Raw genomic sequence first — 18563 nt, forward strand, 5'->3', positions numbered from 1 at the left:
TTCGGACGACAGGATGCCGCCCGCGAAAAAGCGCGTGCCCTGCTGCTGCGACGACTCCTGCACCTTGCGCACGGCCGTGGCGGGCTTGCCCTCGGTGTCCAGCACCGTGTAGGCCAGGGCGCTTGAGGGCCGAGCCGTACTGCTCGATGGCCAGCTTCATGCCCAGGTCGGCGAACTTTCCGTTGGCGGCGAAGGCGCCCGACATGGCACCGGGCAGCCGAACTGAATGGCGCCGGCGGACTGCGCCCAGGCGCTGCGTGCCAGGCCCAGCGATGCGGGCAGCGCGCCCAGTGCGGAGAGTTGCAAGAGTTGACGACGGTGCATGAAGGGGCTCCTGTGGGGGTTGGGTCGGCCGGCCTGCAGGCCAGGGCACGGCTTTTTGCAAAGCACGCGGCGTGCCACGTGTTTTTCCTATTTATAGTGATAAATAGAACAAATCGCGTGCACGTAAACCCTGCCCGACCCGCCGCTGCACGGCCCTGGTGCATACACTGCACCACGGAAGCGACAGCCGGGTGCCAGGCACCGCGCTGCGCCTTGCCCCGTCTTCAACCCAGCAACGCACCCATGGCCACGAAACCGCCCGCCGGCAAGCCGATCAAGCCCCTGAAGCGCCCCGACCTGGTGGCGCAGGAGATCAAGCGGCTCATCACCGAAAAGAACCTGAGCCCGGGCGACCGCCTGCCGCGCGAGAGCGAGTTGCAGGCGCAGTTCGAAGTGAGCAAGGGCACCATCCGCGAGGCGCTCAAGTCGCTGGAGGTGCAGGGTCTGGTGACCATCTCCACCGGCCCCTCGGGCGGCGGCACCATCGCCGAGGTGTCGCTGGACCGCACGCTGCAGTTCCTGCAGAACTACCTGTTCTTCCAGGACGTGACGATCGACAATATCTACGCCGTGCGCCAGTTCCTGGAGCCCGAGCTGGCCGCCGGCGCCGTGCCGCACCTGACCGAGGCCGATTTCGAGGCGCTGGAGCACAGCATCGCCTGCTGCGATCCCAACTCCAGCAGCGAGGACCTGCTGAGCCAGCGCCGCGAGGACGTCAACTTCCACGACATCCTGGCCGCGGCCAACCCCAATCCATTCCTGCGCTTCACCTGCGAGCTGATCAACGAAATGCTGCGCCAGCTCATCGTGTACGGCAACCGCACCCCGAAGTCGGAGCACCGGCGCTTCGGCGAGGCCAACGCCAACTTCCACCGCGAGATCGTGCAGGCGGCGCGCGCCCGGGATGCAGAAAAAGTGCGCGAACTGATGGCCCGGCACATGCTGGATGCGACCAGCAGCGTCAAGCGCATGAAAGGCCGCATCCAGGGGCGCCTGATCCTGGACGCCGACACGCTGCGCAGCCCCCGCTCGGCCCACGTCCGCAGCCGCTGAACGGCGCGCCGGACTCCCCAAAACGCCAAAAGTTGGTGTTGGGGCGTGTTATTTTTGAATCAATTGGTATCTTCGGGAACCTTTGACATCGATTTCGCGGCTTCCGCGGCGACACTTCGCGCCTGCGGGCCCTCAATGACCGGGAAAGCGCGACCGGGAGGGCGCGGCCGGCTCGGGCACCCGATACATTCCATTTCCATTCTTTGATGCACCCATGAACGCAGTTCTTCCGTGGGCCGGCTGGCTGGCGGCCGCCATGCTGTCCGCTGCGGTCCACGCCGGGGCGAAACCCCCCATGGCGCTCGACCCCGCCCAGTGCCAGCCCCCGGACGCGGACCTTTCGCTGCCGGCGGCCTGGGAGCCCTACCGCGACGCGGTGCGCGCCTGCCCACTGGTGCAGGGCGGCGCCGCCGGGAATGCGCCGGCCAAGGCCGCCAAGGTGCGCCTGCTGGCCGTGTTCACCGACGCCCACTACCGCGGCCTGCCGCCCGATGCGCCGTGGGAGCGCTTTCCGCTGCCCCTGCTGGTGGACGACACCGGCCGCTGCGTCGGCAAATTGACCCACCTCTTTCCCGCGGACCCGCCCGAGGAACTGGACGTGGTCCCCGGCCGCTGGCGCGACGGCGTGCCGCACGAGATCCAGCTCCAGGTGCGCTCGCCCGCCGTGGGTGGCGACTACCACCTGCCCACCCTGCGGTGGGATGCCAAGAACCGCCTGTACCGGCCGGCAGCCTCCGGGCCCGCCTCCGCCAAGCCCCCGACGCCCCCGGACCAGGACAAGACCCCATGCCCGTAGACGCCACTGCGGTCGCGAAGCTGAAGCAGGCCTGCGACCAGGCCGCCGACCTCCATCCCAACTCCTGCAGCCACGCCGTCTGGCACGTGATCAAGCAGTACCTGCCCGACCAGCCCTACATGAGCGCCAACGCGCTGATGGACCACGTGCAGGGGCAGCGCCACTGGCGCTCCGTGCCCGCCTCGCAGGTGGGCGACCTCGCGCGCGGCGGGGCGGTCATCGTCGGGGGTAAGAAGGAGTCAGGCAACGGCCACGTCATCGTGGTCTACCCGGGGCCCGACAAGGCCGCCGGCGGCTATGCCTACACCCGCGGCGGCAAGACCGAAACGCTGCGCACGCGCGGCAGCTACCCGCCCGCGATGTCCACCTCGCTGGGCAACTGGGAAGGCGCCCGCAGCAAGGGCGACAAGACCATCTGGGACCCCTGGGCGAGCGACGCCAAGTTCGCCAGCGTGACCTTCTGGCAGCTGGTGCAGTAAGCCGTTCGCCGCCCCGCCCGGCCCCTCCCCCGATCCGTTTTTTTCATTCACAGCAACAGGTGATCTCCATGGCCTCTCACAGCAAACTTCTGGGTCTTCTTTTCAGCGCCGCGCTCCTGGGCGGCTGCGCCAACACGTCCAACACGGAAGCCAGCACGGCGGCTGCGGACGCATCGGCCCAGGCGGCCGCAGCGCCCGCCCCGGCGCCCGTCGCGCCCCCGCCAGCCCCCGAACCCGAGCCGCTGCGCATTCCCGAAGACGGCACCGTGGCCGAGTTCTCGGGCCTGGAGACCGAACTGCCGGCCGACACGCCTGCGCTGCTCGACATCCTGACCGCCGACAAGGCCGGCAACCAGCGCTGGGAGATCAAGGGCTACGCCGACCGCAAGACCGCCAAGAACGCCCGCGAGATCGCCCTGGCCCGTGCCCTGGCCGTGCGCAAGGAACTGGTGTCGCGCGGCGTGCCGGCGAAGAACCTGCGCGTGATGTTCAGCACCGACCAGGCCCGCAACGCGGTGACCGTGCTGCCACGCTGATCGCGCGCGCCTCCGTCGCCTGCACCGGGGTCATCGCCCGGGCAGGCCACCCGGCGGCCCGGGCGCCTTGCGCGCTCCGGGCCGCTGTGCTTTGTGGGGCTCAGCGGCTGCTCGGGAAGGCGAACACCGCGCCTTCGCGCACGCCGGCCGAGGGCCAGCGCTGCGTGATGGTCTTGCGCTTGGTGTAGAAGCGCACGGCGTCGGGGCCGTAGGCATGCAGGTCGCCGAACAGGCTGCGCTTCCAGCCGCCGAACGAGTGGTAGGCCACGGGCACCGGCAGCGGTACGTTCACGCCCACCATGCCGACCTGGATGTGGTCGGTGAAATAGCGGGCCGCCTCGCCGTCGCGCGTGAAGATGCAGGTGCCGTTGCCGTACTCGTGGTCGTTGATGAGCTGCATGGCCTCCTGCAGCGTCTTCACACGCACCACGCCCAGCACGGGACCGAAGATCTCCTCTTGGTAGATCTTCATGCCGGGCTTCACATGGTCGAACAGGCAGGCGCCCAGGAAGTAGCCCGCCTCATGGCCGGCCACCTGCATGCCGCGGCCATCGACCACCAGCGTCGCGCCTTCGGCCACACCGCTGTCCACATAGGCCTTCACCTTCTCGAAGTGCGCCTGGGTGACCAGCGGGCCCATGTCGTTGCCGCCGTTGTCGGTCTGGGTGCCGGGGCCGACCTTCATCTTGGCGATCTCGGTCTTCAGGCCGGCGATCACCGCGTCGCCCACGGCATCGCCCACCGCCACCAGCAGCGGGATCGCCATGCAGCGCTCGCCGCACGAGCCATACGCCGCGCCCATCAGGGCGCTCACGGCGTTGTCCACGTCGGCATCGGGCATGAGCACCGCATGGTTCTTGGCGCCGCCCAGGGCCTGCACGCGCTTGCCGTGCTTGCAGCCTTCCGAATAGATGTACTCGGCGATCGGCGTGGAGCCCACGAAGCTCACCGCCTTCACGCGCGGGTCGCGCAGCAGCGTGTCCACCGCCGTCTTGTCGCCGTTGACCACGTTCAGCACGCCAGGCGGCAGGCCGGCTTGCAGCGCCAGCTGGGCGATGAACAGCGTGCTGCTCGGGTCGCGCTCGGACGGTTTCAGCACGAAGGTGTTGCCGCAGGCGATGGCCATGGGCCACATCCACAGCGGCACCATGGCCGGAAAGTTGAACGGCGTGATGCCGGCGGTGACGCCCAGCGCCTGGAACTCGCTCCACGAGTCGATGTTCGGGCCCACGTTGCGGCTGTGCTCGCCCTTGAGCAGCTCGGGCGCGTAGCTGGCGTATTCCACGTTCTCGATGCCGCGCTGCAGCTCGCCGTGCGCATCGCTCAGCACCTTGCCGTGCTCGGCGGTGATGAGGGCAGCGATTTCATCGGCGTGCTCTTCCAGCAGCACCTTGAGCCTGGACATCACGCGGGCGCGCTTGAGCGGCGGCGTGTTGCGCCAGGCGGGGAAGGCTGCCTCGGCCGAAGCGATGGCCTGCTCCACCGTGGCCTGCGAGGCCAGCGCCACGCTGGTGGACGACTGGCCCGTGGCCGGGTTGAACACGGGCTGCGTGCGAGCGGTGTCGGCCACGATCTGGCCGTCGATCAGGTGGCCGATGGTGGCGGTGACGTTCTGGTCTTGGTGCATGGGAATGGAGTTCAGGGTAAAAAGTGCCCCCAGTGCATATTCCACTAGGGCATACAGCTACAAAATAAATAGCAATCGCTGGCAGCAGGGCTCAAGCCGTCTCGGCCAGCGCATCGCCCAGGGCGCTCACCAGCCGGTCGATCTCGGCGCGTTCGCTGATGAACGGCGGCGCCAGCTGGATCGTGTCGCCGCCGTAGCGCACGTAAAAGCCCTTCTTCCAGCAGTTCATGGCGATCTCGTAGGGCCGGCGGGCCGGCTCGCCCGGCAGCGGCGCGATGGTGAAGCCCGCGGCCAGGCCGTAGTTGCGGATGTCCAGCACATGCTGCGCGCCTTTCAAGCTGTGCACCGCCTGCTCGAAGTACGGCGCCAGCGCCTTGGCGCGGCCGGGCATGTCTTCCTTTTGCAGGATGTCGAGCACCGCCAGGCCGGCGGCGCAGGCCACGGGGTGGGCCGAATAGGTGTAGCCGTGCGGGAATTCGAGCATGTACTCGGGCCCGCCCTGCGCCATGAAGGTGTCGTAGATCTCCTTGGAGGCCACCACGCCGCCCAGCGGCTGCGCGCCGTTGGTCACCTGCTTGGCGAAGTTGAGGATGTCGGGCGTCACGCCGAAGGCCTCCGCCCCCGTCCACGCGCCGCAGCGGCCGAAGCCGGTGATGACCTCGTCGAAGATCAGCAGGATGTGGTTCTGCGTGCAGATCTCGCGGATGCGCTCCAGATAGCCCTTGGGCGGAATCACCACGCCGGCCGAGCCCGAGAACGGCTCCACGATCACCGCCGCGATGTTGGAGGCGTCGTGCAGCGCGATCACGTCCAGCAGCTTGTCGGCCAGCGCCCGGCCGCCGTCCTCGGCCATGCCACGCACGAACGAGCCCATTGCCGGCTGCGTGTGCGGCAGGTGGTCTGCCTCCACGCCCTGGCCGAAGGTCTTGCGGTTGCCCACCATGCCGCCCACCGAGATGCCGCCAAAGTTCACCCCGTGGTAGCCCTTCTCGCGGCCGATCAGGCGCGTCTTGCCGGCCTGGCCCTTGGCACGCCAGTAGGCACGCGCCATCTTGAGCGAGGTGTCGGCCGACTCCGAGCCAGATCCGGTGAAGAACACGTAGTCGAGCCCTGCGGGCGTGAGCTCCTTGATCTTGTTGGCCAGGGCGAACGACGCCGGGTGGCCGAACTGGAAGGCCGGCGAATAGTCGAGCGTGGCGGCCGCCTTGCCGATCGCCTCGGCGACGTCCCTGCGGCCATGGCCCAGCCCCGCGCACCACAGGCCCGAGAGGCCGTCGAAGATCTTGCGGCCTTCGGAATCGGTGTAGTAGGCCCCCTGGCCCGAGACGATCATGCGCGGCGCGGCCTTGAACTGCCGGTTGGCGGTGAAGGGCATCCAGTGCGCATCCAGCCAGGCCGCGTCCATGCGCGGCGCGGTGGCTTCGGGAGCGGAGTCGAGGACGGTGAAGCTCATGGTCGGTCCAATCACAAAGAAAACAAAAGGGGCGCAAGGCGCTGCCGCACAGGCCGCAGGTGGCCCTGCCAGCGGGCGGGTGGCCCCATTGTTCCGGCGGTCGATAATCCCTCCAATGGACAAATATCAATGTTTACTTGACGATTCATGCAAGTAAAGCCCACCCCGCTCGCCATGCCCGACGACGCCCCGCCCCCCGCCCCGCCCACGCTGCCGTCCCCGGCGCCCCAGGCCGCGCGCGAACGCGCGGTGCTCGGCCAGTTGAGCGACATGGACCTGCGCCTGCTGCAGGTGTTCAAGAGCGTGGTCGATTGCGGCGGCATGGCCGCGGCCGAACTGGAACTGAACATCGGCACCAGCACGGTCAGCCGCCACGTGAAGGACCTCGAAACCCGCCTGGGGCTGACCCTGTGCCGGCGCGGCCGGGCGGGCTTCGCGCTCACCCCGGAAGGCCAGCGCGTGTACGACGAAACCCTGCGCCTATTGGCCGCCGTGCAGGGCTTTCGCGACAGCGTGGACGGCATCCACTCGCGCATGGGCGGCCAACTGGCCGTGGCCGTGTTCGATAAGACCGCGAGCAACCCGGCCGCGCGCATCGGCGAAGCGATTGCCGCCTTCACCGCCCAGGCGCCGGACGTACACCTGCAGATGCACGTGGGCTCGATCAACGCCATCGAGCGCGGCGTGATCGACGGCACCTACCAGGTGGGCATCATCCCCGCCCACCGCGCCTCGCAGAGCCTGCTGTACACCGACCTGTTCGGCGAGACCATGCTGCTGTACTGCGGCGCGGGCCACCCGCTGTTCGGGGCGGACCACTCGGCGCTCGACTGGGACGCCGTGCGCGCGCACCCTTTCGCCGGCCTGGGCTACCACTCGCCCAACATGGAGCTGAGCCACCAGGCCCGCCTCACCCGCACCGCCACGGGCTTCGACCAGGAATCCATCGCCACGCTGGTGCTCTCGGGCCGCTACCTGGGCTTCCTGCCCGACCACTACGCCGAAGCCTTCGAGCGCCGCGGCAGCCTGCAGGCCGTGCGGCCCGAGGCGCTGCGCTATGAATGCCAGTTCGTGAGCCTGCTGCGAAGGTCGCCCGAGCCGCCGAGGGCGGCGCAGGCGTTTCAGCGGTGCCTCGTGGCGGCACACACCCGGCGCTGAGAGAGGCGGTCATCCGGGAAGCTCCTCGCGGCCTCGGCTTGGCTGGCCGCCGCGCCGCTCAAACTCCGGTCACGAAAGCGCTCGGCTCAGGGAGTCCACGATGCGGGACTGCTGGTCCTCGGTAATGCCCACCCACAGCGGCAGTCGGATCAAACGCTCCGATTGCCGTTGCGTGACCGCCAGCGGGCCATGGGATTTACCGTACCGCAAACCTGCGGGGGCCGAGTGCAACGGCACATAGTGAAACACCGAACTGATGCCATCCCGCTTCAGCGAAGCCATGACCTCTGCACGGTTGGCATCCTCCGGCAGCAGGACGTAGTACATGTGCGCGTTGTGCTGGCACTCGGCCGGAATGATGGGCCGGCGCAGCAGGCCTTGGGCCTCCATGGGCGCGAGCAAGGCGTGGTACTGATTCCATCGCGCCAGGCGGCTTTCGGTAATGGCATGCGCCTCTTCCAATTGAGCCCACAGAAACGCCGCAATCAATTCCCCGGGCAGAAACGACGAACCGACTTCCTGCCAGGTGTATTTGTCCACCTCGCCGCGAAAGAAACGGCTGCGATCGGTGCCTTTCTCGCGAATCACCTCGGCCAGCACCGCCAAGTCGGGGTCGTTCACGATCAGTGCACCGCCCTCACCGGAAATGACGTTCTTGGTTTCATGAAAGCTGAACGCCCCCAGATCGCCAATGCTGCCCAACGCCCGGCCTTTGTAGAAGGACATGACCCCCTGCGCCGCGTCCTCCACGACCTTGATTCCGTGCCGGCGTGCGATGGCCATGATGGCATCCATCTCGCACGCCACCCCCGCGTAATGCACGGGAACAATCGCCCGGGTGCGCGAGGTAATGGCGCTTTCGATCAGCGTTTCATCGATGTTCAGCGTGTCTTCGCGGATGTCGACGAACACCGGAACCGCACCCCGCAACACGAAGGCATTCGCCGTCGATACGAACGTGTACGACGGCATGATCACTTCGTCCCCCGGCTGGATATGGATCAGCAGTGCGGCCATTTCCAAAGCCGCCGTGCAGGAATGCGTCAACAAAGCCTTTTTGCAACCGCATTGGTGCTCCAGCCAGCCATGGCATTTCTTGGTGAACGTGCCATCGCCGGCCAGCGCATGCAGGCCATTGGCTTGCGCGATGTATTGCAATTCCTTGCCCGTCATGAAGGGGCGATTGAAGGGGATTTTCTCAGCGTTCAAATCAGCCTCTTTGATCTGCATATTCATTCATGGGCGGTGAGCCGTTAAACGCGTGCCACGATGATGGTTCCGATTACGATGAAAGCCACGCCCAGCGATTTTTGAAAGGTAATCGGCTCGTGCAAAATCCAACCACTCAGAATCAGCACGATGATGAAGTTCAGGCTCATGAATGGATAGGCGTGGCTCAATTCCAGCTTGGAAATCGCCGCCATCCATGCCAGGGACGCCAGAAAAGCGGCAAAAAATCCAGAAAATACCCAGGGATCGAAAATCAGGAAAACCAGGAACCTGATCTTCTCAAAAAACTCAGTGGGCATCCCGGAAATTTGATTCATACGCCACTTCAAGACCAACTGGCCATACACCGTGAAAAATATGGTGGCAGCCAGATACAGATAATGGGTCATCTTGATATTCATTTCGACTCCAGCACCGCCAGGCCCACGCCCGTCGCCCCGTAGCCATTCCCGTTGTACAGCATGAAGGTTTGGCCATCGTGATGGAACACGTGCGGATATTCGATCATTTCGGAATCCCAACCTGTCTCGGACACCGAGATGCCAGCGAGCGCATCGCGGCGGCTCCAATCGATGCCATTCTCGGATTCCGCATAACCGATCCTGTAAGCCGCGCCCCGATGGGAATACCACATGCGCCAAAGCCCACCTTCGTAAAGGACAGAGGGCCGGGAAATGGCATATTCCTGCGAATCCCCAAAATCGATGGCCACCTGGCCGGTTCGGCGCCAATCCACTCCATTGCCAGACTCGGCATATTTGATGTGATAGTGGTGCGAAGGCCGACCGTCCCTCACCTCCCAACCGGTGCAGGACAAATACCACATTCGCCAAACATCAGCCCCTGGAATCACGCAGCAACTGGCACAGAAATGGGGCTCACGCATCGTTCTGTCCACGATGGGGCCTTCGTATATTTTCTCGAAGTTGCGCGTTGGCGAACTCACTGCCAAGCCGATGGAGTTTCGAAAGGGCACGGTCACGCCCAGATTCCAGCCGATGTAATACAGATAGCGTTGGCCGTTCCACTCCGCCAACCAAGTCGCCATGGCACCACTGTCGTCGAAGGTGCCTAGCGCCCCAATGTCGAGAACCGGGTTTTCAGAAAGCTCCAGGATGGCTTGCGGTTTTTGGAGATCGATGACCACATAGCCGGTCCGGCTCCGATTGGCGGCGTCCCTCGTGCTGAAATAGATTCGGTAGAGGTCCCCTTCGATGCGCTCTGCAATGGGGACGGCGGCATGGGTCTGCATCCAGCCGAAATTCTGGTTGGGGCAAAAGACCAGCCCCCGTTTTTTCCATGCCTTCATATCTTCTTCAAGCGATGGCTTGGCACCTTGGATCTTTGGGTCGCCGTGCCGACATAAAGCCCGTCAGGTTCGGCGTCCGACAGAATGAGTGCCCCGGCACCGATCACACACCGATCGCCGATCGTGACGTGATCCCGCAACGTGGCATTCACGCCGATGAAGCACTGCTCGCCGATGGTCACCCCGCCGGACACCACGACATGGGAGGCGATGAAGGTGTGGCTTTTGATCACGGAGTGGTGCCCGATGTGGTTTCCGCTCCACAAAGTGACGTTGTTTTCGATCCTGACGAATGGCTGGATCGTGTTGTCTTCCAGGATGAAACAGTTCTCTCCCACGCGCCCTTCATTCAAAAGACTGGCGCGGGAGCTGATGTAGCTCGCGATGGAGTAACCCGCGGCTTTGGCGTCCAGGTATTTCTGCTTTCGGATGGCGTTCAACGCTGAGTAGCTCAGCGCCACGAAAAAAATCGCAGGCCGTCGGAGGAAATCGGGCGATGCCCTCTTCCAGCGTGATGACGGGGAGACCGCAGAACGTGTCGCTCGCTCGATAGGCCGCATCCACGACGAAAGCCGCCACATCATAGGCGGAGTCCGACTGGAAATAGAAATGGGCAAGTTCTGCGATTTCGCCCGCGCCGAAAATCAGTAGTTGCTTTTTCAAACCGACTTCCTCACCAAAATAGTGAATTCATAAAGCCCGTAGTCATGCAAAAGCGATACGTGGCGCGAGTAGTAGGTTTTGCAAAAATCGAACACCCAGCAGGGGTCTGCATAATAGAGGTAATCGCGTTTTTTTATCCTCGTCCGAATAAGACGTCAGGCAGTTGAACGCAAACCCCATGCGGCTTGAGCGATCTAGGGCATCCAGCGTGCGCTTGAAATAGGGCACCCAATCTTCCACGCTCACACCCAGCTTGACATTGAAGAGACCGCTGGCCACGCTGAAATCACATACATCCTCGGGTTGAGAGGCTTGCCTGAATTGGGCCAATGGGCGGTCCCCGTGTCGCTCTTTTGCAGCTGCCAGCATTTCGCTCGAAATATCGATGCCGAAATAATCGAACGCCTCATATTTCGCAAGCATATGATCCAGCAGGGCCGCGTAACCACAGCCAAGATCATTCAACGAAAAATGACCAGGCCGATCGATGATGCGGCACAACTGCTCGAAGCGAATATTCTGGCTTTCGGCGCCATTCCAATCTACGCCCCGTGCCGTGGCGCCGTGCGTCGCCAGTTTTTCGGAATAGTATTCCGCCACCTCATTCATGAAACTATTCGGACTGGCTTGCATAGATTTTCCTGATGATGGTATAGGGACGCTGCTTGCTCTCGGAATAAATCTTGGAGAGGTAAATTCCCACCACACCGATGAACGAGATGATCATTCCGCCCAGCAACCATATCGAGGCCATCACGGAGGTCCAGCCGCTCAAGGGCTTTACCAAAAAGGCCCACCGGAAAACAAGATACCCCGCATAAAGCGCCGCCAAGGTGGAAATGATCAGGCCCAAATAAAAGATGCCCATCAGCGGCGCCTGACTGAAAGAAGCAATGGAATTGGCCATGATGGCCACTTTTCGCCGCAACGTGTAGGTCGTCTCGCTGGTGCTGTGCTTTTTCACGATCCGGGCTCGCTGGTCGAACCCGGTGATGTGCCACAGGCCCGCGATGAAAATCTCCCGTTCCCTGTGGAGCACCAATGCCTCCACATACCGCCGGGTCATCAACCGGGCCGTCAGCACGTTTTGCGGCAGGGTGAGGCCTGTGAGAAGGCTGAACAGCGAATAGAACCATTGCCCCGTCCATCGTTCGAACCAGCGGCCTTTTCGCTTTTCCTGCATTCCGTAGACGACATCGCAGTCTTCAGTCGCCATCTGATCGGCAAAGGGAAGCAAATACTCCGGATCTTCTTCCAGATCGCTGTCGATCAGAAAAACATGCTCGCCCTTGGCATGGGCCAGCCCGGTCATCATGGCCTTATGGTGGCCGAAGTTGCGCGACAGGTCGATCACCACGACCTTGGGGTCTGATTTCGTCAGCCCGACGGCCAATGCCAGGCTTTCATCGGGTGAGCCGTCGTTCACCATGATGATTTCGTAGTCGCTGCCGGCCTGTTCAATGGCCACCCGGGTGGCCGCTGATGGAACTCGGTGATGTAGGGAGCGGACTGGTAAAGGGTCGTGACGATGGACAGCTTCATGGGGCGGACTTCTTCATGTAGTCTCGCGACTCTTTTCCGCAATTGAAGAAGAGATCGAGCACGCTGACCTCATGCACAAAATCGCCCCACAGCTGAGGGTATTGCGGATACCCTGAGTAATCGAACCAAGATACCTGGACGCCACTGGCCGCAAAAATGCTTTCATCGATGTAGTCTTTCGCAGCAGGACCTGAGACATAGATGTCTCCATGGCATTGCTTGCACAAATCGACCAGGCGCTCGACTTTATCGTCTTGCAAAACATAATCCCAAGATTTGGTGATCGACGTGGTGATGCCCAAATAATCACAACAGGCCTCGATCAACGAACAATTCAATTCTGAAATGTTGCTCGGATGAGCGGCTTTGGCATACAGAGGCTGCAACCACGCTGCTATTTCTTCAAAAAAGGGAGCACGTTTGTAATTTTGCTCCAATGCCTTCCAATGCATCGGTGCCCAGTCGGCTCCGTCGATTTGGGTGTCCCGTATCTTCTGGTGATAGCGGCCTTTGACCATGACCGGAACGGTCAGCCATTGGACACCCTGAGGTGTTTTTATTTTGTTGCGATTGCGCCAATCCCTTCGGGTATATTGCATGTCATCGTAGATAACCAACTCATCGACCGATGCAATGATATCGAAATACCCTTTCCAGGGAATATAGTTCGATTGCAAAATGGCGACCTTCTTCATTGCTCGCGCTTTCTATTGGATTCACATGCCTTCACGGCCTGAACAGAATCCCGTTGGGGCCGATGAAGCCATTGCACTGTTTTTCTGACCGCGTGGACGGTGCTGCCCACCACTTGGTAATCACGCTCCAGATCGGCGCCAAAGCCGTTCAGTATTTCAGGAGAAAGGGGCCCGACACCCTTGGGCTCCGAAACCAGCCAGGCGGCCACCAGCTGATCACAGGGGACTTTCTTGAGGGCTTCCTGCACATAGCCTTGGCTGCCTGGATAACCTCCCAGAGACCATGGCACGCCGATGCTGGTGGCCTGTAGTGCGAACAAGATTCCGGGTGAATTCCCGCTCAGATCGAGCATCGGCGTGCCGGCGGAAAAACCATGCTCCCGGGCCAACCGGTTGAACGACGTTACGTATTCGTTATCGGCAAACGAGAGGAGCAGGGTTTTGCCAGGTCCACCGAAATCCACGCGTTCTGCGCTACTGTAAAGCGGTTGCAATTGCCGATAAGGGGACAGGAAAGCACCCTGGACCACGCCGGCCAGTGCGACTTGAAGCAAAAGCGTGTACAGCACCAGTTTCTGGGGGAAATGCGGCGTCGAGACCAGCGGCCTCAGCGACCAGGCTGCGGCCAGCGCGACGAAGAAAACAGCGCCGTTGATCGAAACCCAGTAGCTGTTGCTCGACCCGAAAGCATAGGCGTACGGCAAAGCGGCGAGCAACACGCAAAGGGGAAGGGTTTGGCGAGCTCCCGAGCGCAAGGCGCAGAAAAATCCAGGCAACAGCGCACCCGCAGCCAACGCGAACAGAACCAACGCGCGGTTTTCACCCTGGATTTTGGAGAGGGCGAAATAGCCCAGGCCAGCGACGCCCACAATCGCCACCACAGGCAGGGCGGCGCGGCCCGTCCTCGGGAGTGCTTCCAAGGGTTTCGTGGCCCACAGGCTGGCAAAGGACAAGGCAGCACCAAGGAGCAGCGCCAGGGCGGTGGCGAGGTCCATCGACAGCCCGTCCATCCTGAAAATCTTGCCGATGCCCCCGGCATTTGCATCGAGCAATCCCGCCAGCCGCAGGCCCTCGGTATTTCGGTGGATGAATGGCAGGACGCCTCCATCCGTCACCAGCGCAGTGACCAAGGCAGCGGCGGCGGCAGTGGCTGCGGGAATCCACGCCGATTGCCAACGAAAGTGGCCGCTGAAGACCAGATAGAGCACGACCAGCACGGCCAGCGCAGCAGCCGAGGTCGGTTTGCCCAGAAAGGCAACCCACCCGCCCAACCCGACAATCACGTAACCCAACGCGCTCGCGCGCTCCTGTCTCGGCGCGGCCATCAGCAGCCCTGTCACGGTGATCAGCAGCCCCTGAAACGCCAATGCGTTGTAGCTGGGCGTGGGAATCCACATGCCTGCGAACACAGCGGACAGAAGCGTCAGGCAGGCGAGGCCCGACGCGACGACCAGCTTGGTCGCGACGTCGATTTTTTTCTGCGAATGCCTTGCCCAGCAGCGTCCAGGCGGCGGCGCCTCCGAGCAACAGCGTGAAAAGGAAATTCAGTTGCCGAAGCGTGCCGATGTTTCCATCCGCCAGCAGGTACAGCGGATGGTAGAAAAATCCGAACTGGGAAATCGAAGCGGAATACAGGAACGGATTGGAAATCCAGTTCAAATAAAAACCTTCATCCGTGTAGTCCACGCCGTGCCGAGCATACAGAGCCACCCAGACGATGAACAAAGCGGTCAAGCAGGCAGAAAGTGCCAGCAATGGCTTTCCGGAGGGACTTATGCCGACGCTTTGAACGGAAGCATTTTTTAAGCGAGGCATCGGTATTTCGTTTTCATATCGGGACAGGCAGACCCATGGTGCGCGAGGGGGTGCGACCGCCCTGCCGGGCAACGGGCGTTGCGCGGCGAATTATCGATGGATGCAGCCCAGGCACAGACACTGACTGCTGGCATAAACATCCCCGCACCTGCGCGGGCGCGTTCGGGTTGCCGCCGGCCCGTAGGCCGGGGAGGTTAAATCCGGCCTTTGAAACGCCGATGGCCCGCCAATGCGGGCCATCCGGGCGGGGGCCTTCAGCGCGCCCGCGAACGGTCAGGAACGTCGCTCAATCCGCCGAAGCCCCCGACTTCTTCACCAACTCCGCCCAGCGCGGAATCTCCTTGGCCATGTGCGCCGCCAGCGCTTCCGGCGTGCTGCCCACGATGTCCATGCCCAGCTGCGTGTGCAGCTTGTCCACCACGTCGGGCTGCTTGAGGGCCTTGACGATCTCGGCGTTCAGCCGCTGGACCACGGCCTTGGGCGTGCCCTTGGGGGCGTACACGGCCTGCCAGGACGACATCTCGAAGCCGGCCACGCCCGATTCGATCATGGTGGGCAGTTCGGGCGCGAGGGCGATGCGCTGGCCGGTGGTCACGGCCAGCAGCTTCACGCGGCCGGCCTTGGCCAGGGGCAGGGCGGCGGTCATCTGGTCGAACATGAACGACACCTGGCCGGCGGCCACGTCGGTGAGGGCGGGCGGCGTGCCCTTGTACGGCACGTGGGTGAGCTTCACGCCGATCAGGTCGCCGAACATCTCGCCCGCCAGGTGGGTGGAGGTGCCCGCGCCCGACGACGCGAACATGCGTTTGGACGGGTCTTTCTTGAGCAGCTCGATCAGTTCCTTGACCGAGTTCACGCCCAGCGCGGGGTTGACGATGAGCACGTTGGGCAGCGTGGCCACCAGGGCCACGGGCTCGAAGTCCTTGACCGGGTTGTACGACAGGTTCTTGTACAGGCTGGCGTTGATGGCGTGCGTGCTGATGGTGCCCCCGAAGAGGGTGTAGCCGTCCGGCGGGGCCTTGGCCGCGTACGAGGCGCCGATGCCGCCGGCCTGGCCGGGCTTGTTGTCCACCACCACCGATTGCTTGAGCGCCTCGCCCAGCTTGTTGGCGAGTACGCGGCCGATGATGTCGGTGGAGCCGCCGGGCGTGAACGGCACGACGTAGGTGATGGGCTTGGCGGTGGGCCATTCCTGGGCGCCCGCAAGGAATGGGGCCAGGGCCAGGGCGGCCAGCAGGGCGGTGTTTCGGATGAATCGCATGGGTTTGTCTCCGGGTGTCGTTGTGGTGCTGCGATGTGGGGAACGGGGGAAGGCGGAAAAAGCGGTGCGGGCGGTGTGTGCCGGGTGTCAGCGGCCTTTCTCGGCGCGCCAGGCAGCGAAGTCGCCGTGGGTGGCGGGGTCGGTGGGCGGGTACAGGCCGATGATCGAGCGGCCTTCCAGCACCTTTTCGGTCACGAAGTCTTCGAAGGCGGTCATCTCGGTGGCTTCGGCGGCGATCTCATCGGCCAGGTGCGCGGGGATGACGATGACGCCCTCGCCATCGCCCACCAGCACGTCGCCGGGGAACACGGCCACGTCGCCGCAGGCGATGGGCCCGTTGATGTCGATGGCCTGGTGCAGCGTGAGGTTGGTGGGCGCCGAGGGGCGCTGGTGGTAGGCCGGCATGTCGAGCGCGGCGATCTCGGGCGTGTCGCGAAACCCGCCGTCGGTGACCAGCCCGGCCACGCCGCGCTTCATGAGGCGCGAGGCGAGGATGGAGCCGGCCGATGCGGCGCGCGCGTCCTTGCGGCTGTCGATGACCAGCACGGCGCCGGGCGGGCAGTCTTCCACGGCCTTGCGCTGCGGGTGGTCGGGGTTCTTGAACACGTCGATGGTGTTCAGGTCTTCGCGCGCCGGGATGTAGCGCAGCGTGAAGGCCTCGCCCACCATGTTGGCGCGGCCGGTGCGCAGGGGGTGGACGTTCTGCAGGAACTGGTTGCGCAGCCCCTTCTTGAAGAGGGCGGTGCACAGCGTGGCGGTGCTGACGTGGGCGAGGCGGTCGCGGGTGGCGGGGTTCAAGGGCATGTCTCCGGGGGTCAGAAGATGTCGGGCTCGGGCACGGGGGCGCCGAAGCCGGTTTCGAGGAAATCGAAGTCGCAGCCCTGGTCGGCCTGCAGGATGTGGCGGCTGAACATCCAGCCGTAGCCGCGCTGGTAGCGTGCGGGCGGCGGCGTCCAGGCGGCGCGGCGGCGGGCGAGTTCTTCGTCGCTCACCTCCATGTGGATGCGGCGCGCGGGCACGTCCACGGTGATGAGGTCGCCGGTTTTCACGAGCGCCAGCGGGCCGCCGATGTAGGCCTCGGGCGCGGCGTGCAGGATGCAGGCGCCGTAGCTGGTGCCGCTCATGCGCGCATCGGACAGGCGCAGCATGTCGCGCACGCCCTGCTTCACCAGCTTCGCGGGGATGGGCAGCATGCCCCATTCGGGCATGCCGGGGCCGCCCTGCGGGCCGGCGTTGCGCAGCACCAGGATGTGGTCGGCCGTCACATCGAGGTCGGGGTCTTCCACCGCGGCCTTCATGCTGGGGTAGTCGTCGAACACCAGCGCCGGGCCGGTGTGCTGCTGCAGGTGCGTCGCGCAGGCGCTGGGCTTGATGACGGCGCCGTCGGGCGCCAGGTTGCCGCGCAGCACGGCGAGCGCGCCCTCGGCGTAGATGGGGTTGTCCAACGGGCGGATCACGTCGTCGTTGAATACGGCGGCGCCTTCGATGTTCTCGCCCAGCGTGCGGCCGGTGACGGTGCGCGCACCCAGGTGCAGGTGCCGCGGCATGCGCGACATGAGGCCGGGCAGGCCGCCGGCGTAGTAGAAGTCCTCCATCAGGTAGGTGTCGCCGCTGGGCCGCACGTTGGCGATCACCGGCACGTGGCGGCTGGCGGCGTCGAAGTCATCCAGCGTGACGGCGCAGTGCGCGCCCGCGCGGCGCGACATGGCCACCAGGTGGACGATGGCGTTGGTGGAGCAACCCACGGCCATGGCGACGTTGATGCCGTTCAGGAACGATTCGCGGCTCAGCAGCTTCGCCGGGGTTTCGTCCTGCCAGACCATCTCGACGATGCGGCGGCCGCTCTCGGCGCTCATGCGCACATGGTTGGCGTCCGGCGCGGGGATGGACGAGGCGCCCGGCAGCGTCATGCCGATGGCCTCGGCGATCGCCGTCATGGTGCTGGCCGTGCCCATGGTCATGCAGGTGCCGTGGCTGCGGGCGATGCCGCCTTCCACCCCGAGCCACTGCGTCTGCGTGATCTGGCCGGCGCGGCGCTCGTCCCAGAGCTTCCACGCGTCCGAGCCCGAGCCCAGCACCTGCCCGTTGTAGTTGCCGCGCAGCATGGGGCCGGCGGGCACGAAGACGCAGGGCAGGCCCATGCTGATGGCGCCCATCAGCAGGCCGGGGCCGGTCTTGTCGCAGCCGCCCATCAGCACCGCGCCATCGACCGGGTGGCTGCGCAGCAGCTCTTCGGTCTCCATGGCCAGCATGTTGCGGTAGAGCATGGTGGTGGGCTTGACGAAGGCCTCGGCCAGCGAGATGGCGGGCAGCTCGATGGGAAAGCCGCCCGCCTGCAGCACGCCGCGCTTGACGTCTTCCACCCGCTGCTTGAAGTGGCCGTGGCAGGGGTTGATGTCCGACCACGTGTTGACGATGGCGATGATGGGCTTGCCCACCCAGTCTTCGGGCGCGTAGCCCATTTGCATGATGCGGGAGCGGTGGCCGAAGGAGCGCAGGTCGTCGGGGGCGAACCAGCGTGCGCTGCGCAGGGACTCGGGGGTGCGGCGGGTCGTCGTCATAGGCTCCATCACAGGTTTCGGTGCATTAAAGCACTAATATATTAGTACGTCAAAATCGTGC

20 protein-coding genes and 1 pseudogene are annotated in these 18563 nt (G+C 64.1%); 6 read left to right on the plus strand and 15 right to left on the minus strand.

Going from position 1 to position 18563, the window contains the following annotated elements; translation table 11 throughout:
* Positions 1–324 (minus strand): annotated as a pseudogene (locus tag AC27IO_RS07820) (ABC transporter substrate-binding protein); the annotation flags it as partial.
* A gap of 243 nt (positions 325–567) precedes the next feature.
* Between AC27IO_RS07820 and AC27IO_RS07825 the strand changes: the two are divergent.
* The 4 genes from AC27IO_RS07825 (at position 568) to AC27IO_RS07840 (ending at position 3188) form a co-directional block, all read left to right on the plus strand.
* The gene (locus AC27IO_RS07825) at positions 568–1377 is read left to right on the plus strand and encodes a FadR/GntR family transcriptional regulator (RefSeq protein ID WP_498738277.1); all 810 of its coding nucleotides are present in this window, start codon (positions 568–570) and stop codon (positions 1375–1377) included.
* Positions 1378–1591: 214 nt separating this feature from the next.
* On the plus strand, positions 1592–2173 hold the full coding sequence (locus AC27IO_RS07830) for a hypothetical protein (RefSeq protein ID WP_284407123.1): 582 nt from the start codon (positions 1592–1594) through the stop codon (positions 2171–2173).
* Positions 2164–2652, plus strand: coding sequence for a hypothetical protein (locus AC27IO_RS07835; protein WP_284409944.1), 489 nt, complete (start codon positions 2164–2166; stop codon positions 2650–2652). The genes AC27IO_RS07830 and AC27IO_RS07835 overlap by 10 nt, the downstream gene beginning before the upstream one ends.
* Positions 2653–2720: 68 nt before the next feature.
* Complete coding sequence (locus AC27IO_RS07840) at positions 2721–3188, plus strand: OmpA family protein (protein WP_284426919.1); 468 nt, start codon at positions 2721–2723, stop codon at positions 3186–3188.
* A gap of 100 nt (positions 3189–3288) precedes the next feature.
* On the opposite strand, the gene AC27IO_RS07845 is transcribed toward AC27IO_RS07840, so the two are convergent.
* Positions 3289–4815, minus strand: coding sequence for a CoA-acylating methylmalonate-semialdehyde dehydrogenase (locus AC27IO_RS07845; RefSeq protein WP_498738280.1), 1527 nt, complete (start codon positions 4813–4815; stop codon positions 3289–3291).
* Positions 4816–4906: 91 nt separating this feature from the next.
* Entirely contained in the window at positions 4907–6268 is a 1362-nt protein-coding gene (gene aptA, locus AC27IO_RS07850; protein ID WP_487090308.1) for an omega-aminotransferase AptA, read from the minus strand.
* A gap of 174 nt (positions 6269–6442) precedes the next feature.
* On the opposite strand from aptA, the gene AC27IO_RS07855 reads away from it, so the two are divergent.
* Positions 6443–7426: a LysR family transcriptional regulator gene (locus AC27IO_RS07855; protein ID WP_498738282.1), complete on the plus strand. Its 984-nt coding sequence runs from the start codon at positions 6443–6445 to the stop codon at positions 7424–7426.
* Positions 7427–7495: 69 nt separating this feature from the next.
* On the opposite strand, the gene rffA is transcribed toward AC27IO_RS07855, so the two are convergent.
* The 9 genes from rffA to AC27IO_RS07900 form a co-directional block, all read right to left on the minus strand.
* On the minus strand, positions 7496–8656 hold the full coding sequence (rffA, locus tag AC27IO_RS07860) for a dTDP-4-amino-4,6-dideoxygalactose transaminase (RefSeq protein ID WP_498738314.1): 1161 nt from the start codon (positions 8654–8656) through the stop codon (positions 7496–7498).
* A 23-nt stretch (positions 8657–8679) separates the two neighbouring features.
* Positions 8680–9057: an EamA family transporter gene (locus AC27IO_RS07865; RefSeq protein ID WP_498738284.1), complete on the minus strand. Its 378-nt coding sequence runs from the start codon at positions 9055–9057 to the stop codon at positions 8680–8682.
* The gene (locus tag AC27IO_RS07870; protein WP_498738286.1) at positions 9054–9965 is read right to left on the minus strand and encodes a glycoside hydrolase family protein; all 912 of its coding nucleotides are present in this window, start codon (positions 9963–9965) and stop codon (positions 9054–9056) included. Before AC27IO_RS07870 ends, AC27IO_RS07865 begins: the two co-directional genes overlap by 4 nt.
* Positions 9962–10303: a DapH/DapD/GlmU-related protein gene (locus tag AC27IO_RS07875; RefSeq protein WP_498738288.1), complete on the minus strand. Its 342-nt coding sequence runs from the start codon at positions 10301–10303 to the stop codon at positions 9962–9964. Before AC27IO_RS07875 ends, AC27IO_RS07870 begins: the two co-directional genes overlap by 4 nt.
* A gap of 7 nt (positions 10304–10310) precedes the next feature.
* Positions 10311–10628 (minus strand): hypothetical protein, encoded by a 318-nt coding sequence (locus tag AC27IO_RS07880; RefSeq protein WP_498738290.1) that lies wholly within the window; start codon positions 10626–10628, stop codon positions 10311–10313.
* Between the two features lie 42 nt (positions 10629–10670).
* Positions 10671–11237, minus strand: coding sequence for a class I SAM-dependent methyltransferase (locus AC27IO_RS07885; protein ID WP_498738292.1), 567 nt, complete (start codon positions 11235–11237; stop codon positions 10671–10673).
* Between the two features lie 4 nt (positions 11238–11241).
* Complete coding sequence (locus AC27IO_RS07890; RefSeq protein WP_498738294.1) at positions 11242–12096, minus strand: glycosyltransferase family 2 protein; 855 nt, start codon at positions 12094–12096, stop codon at positions 11242–11244.
* A gap of 70 nt (positions 12097–12166) precedes the next feature.
* On the minus strand, positions 12167–12865 hold the full coding sequence (locus tag AC27IO_RS07895; protein ID WP_498738296.1) for a WbqC family protein: 699 nt from the start codon (positions 12863–12865) through the stop codon (positions 12167–12169).
* Entirely contained in the window at positions 12862–14274 is a 1413-nt protein-coding gene (locus tag AC27IO_RS07900; protein ID WP_498738298.1) for a hypothetical protein, read from the minus strand. Before AC27IO_RS07900 ends, AC27IO_RS07895 begins: the two co-directional genes overlap by 4 nt.
* Before the next feature lie 46 nt (positions 14275–14320).
* Between AC27IO_RS07900 and AC27IO_RS07905 the strand changes: the two genes are divergently transcribed.
* Positions 14321–14671, plus strand: a complete 351-nt coding sequence (locus AC27IO_RS07905; protein WP_498738300.1) for a hypothetical protein — start codon at positions 14321–14323, stop codon at positions 14669–14671.
* Positions 14672–14966: 295 nt separating this feature from the next.
* Here the strand turns inward: AC27IO_RS07905 and AC27IO_RS07910 are convergent, their stop codons facing one another.
* From AC27IO_RS07910 to araD, 3 genes are all read right to left on the minus strand, one after another.
* The gene (locus tag AC27IO_RS07910; protein ID WP_498738302.1) at positions 14967–15941 is read right to left on the minus strand and encodes a Bug family tripartite tricarboxylate transporter substrate binding protein; all 975 of its coding nucleotides are present in this window, start codon (positions 15939–15941) and stop codon (positions 14967–14969) included.
* A gap of 87 nt (positions 15942–16028) precedes the next feature.
* Positions 16029–16739: a ribonuclease activity regulator RraA gene (locus tag AC27IO_RS07915; RefSeq protein ID WP_284397471.1), complete on the minus strand. Its 711-nt coding sequence runs from the start codon at positions 16737–16739 to the stop codon at positions 16029–16031.
* Positions 16740–16756: 17 nt separating this feature from the next.
* Positions 16757–18502 carry an L-arabinonate dehydratase gene (gene araD / locus AC27IO_RS07920; protein ID WP_498738305.1) on the minus strand — a complete coding sequence of 582 codons (1746 nt, stop codon included), beginning with the start codon at positions 18500–18502 and terminating at the stop codon, positions 16757–16759.
* Positions 18503–18563: the final 61 nt, after the last annotated feature.

Source organism: Acidovorax sp. KNOB132 (assembly GCF_057541515.1).

Bases quoted from the DNA above. Each gene is read 5' to 3' on its own strand.
- AC27IO_RS07825 (WP_498738277.1), top strand. From the start codon at position 568: ATGGCCACGAAACCGCCCGCCGGCAAGCCGATCAAGCCCCTGAAGCGC.
- AC27IO_RS07830 (WP_284407123.1), top strand. From the start codon at position 1,592: ATGAACGCAGTTCTTCCGTGGGCCGGCTGGCTGGCGGCCGCCATGCTG.
- AC27IO_RS07835 (WP_284409944.1), top strand. From the start codon at position 2,164: ATGCCCGTAGACGCCACTGCGGTCGCGAAGCTGAAGCAGGCCTGCGAC.
- AC27IO_RS07840 (WP_284426919.1), top strand. From the start codon at position 2,721: ATGGCCTCTCACAGCAAACTTCTGGGTCTTCTTTTCAGCGCCGCGCTC.
- AC27IO_RS07845 (WP_498738280.1), bottom strand. From the start codon at position 4,815: ATGCACCAAGACCAGAACGTCACCGCCACCATCGGCCACCTGATCGAC.
- aptA (WP_487090308.1), bottom strand. From the start codon at position 6,268: ATGAGCTTCACCGTCCTCGACTCCGCTCCCGAAGCCACCGCGCCGCGC.
- AC27IO_RS07855 (WP_498738282.1), top strand. From the start codon at position 6,443: ATGCCCGACGACGCCCCGCCCCCCGCCCCGCCCACGCTGCCGTCCCCG.
- rffA (WP_498738314.1), bottom strand. From the start codon at position 8,656: ATGCAGATCAAAGAGGCTGATTTGAACGCTGAGAAAATCCCCTTCAAT.
- AC27IO_RS07865 (WP_498738284.1), bottom strand. From the start codon at position 9,057: ATGAATATCAAGATGACCCATTATCTGTATCTGGCTGCCACCATATTT.
- AC27IO_RS07870 (WP_498738286.1), bottom strand. From the start codon at position 9,965: ATGAAGGCATGGAAAAAACGGGGGCTGGTCTTTTGCCCCAACCAGAAT.
- AC27IO_RS07885 (WP_498738292.1), bottom strand. From the start codon at position 11,237: ATGAATGAGGTGGCGGAATACTATTCCGAAAAACTGGCGACGCACGGC.
- AC27IO_RS07895 (WP_498738296.1), bottom strand. From the start codon at position 12,865: ATGAAGAAGGTCGCCATTTTGCAATCGAACTATATTCCCTGGAAAGGG.
- AC27IO_RS07910 (WP_498738302.1), bottom strand. From the start codon at position 15,941: ATGCGATTCATCCGAAACACCGCCCTGCTGGCCGCCCTGGCCCTGGCC.
- araD (WP_498738305.1), bottom strand. From the start codon at position 18,502: ATGACGACGACCCGCCGCACCCCCGAGTCCCTGCGCAGCGCACGCTGG.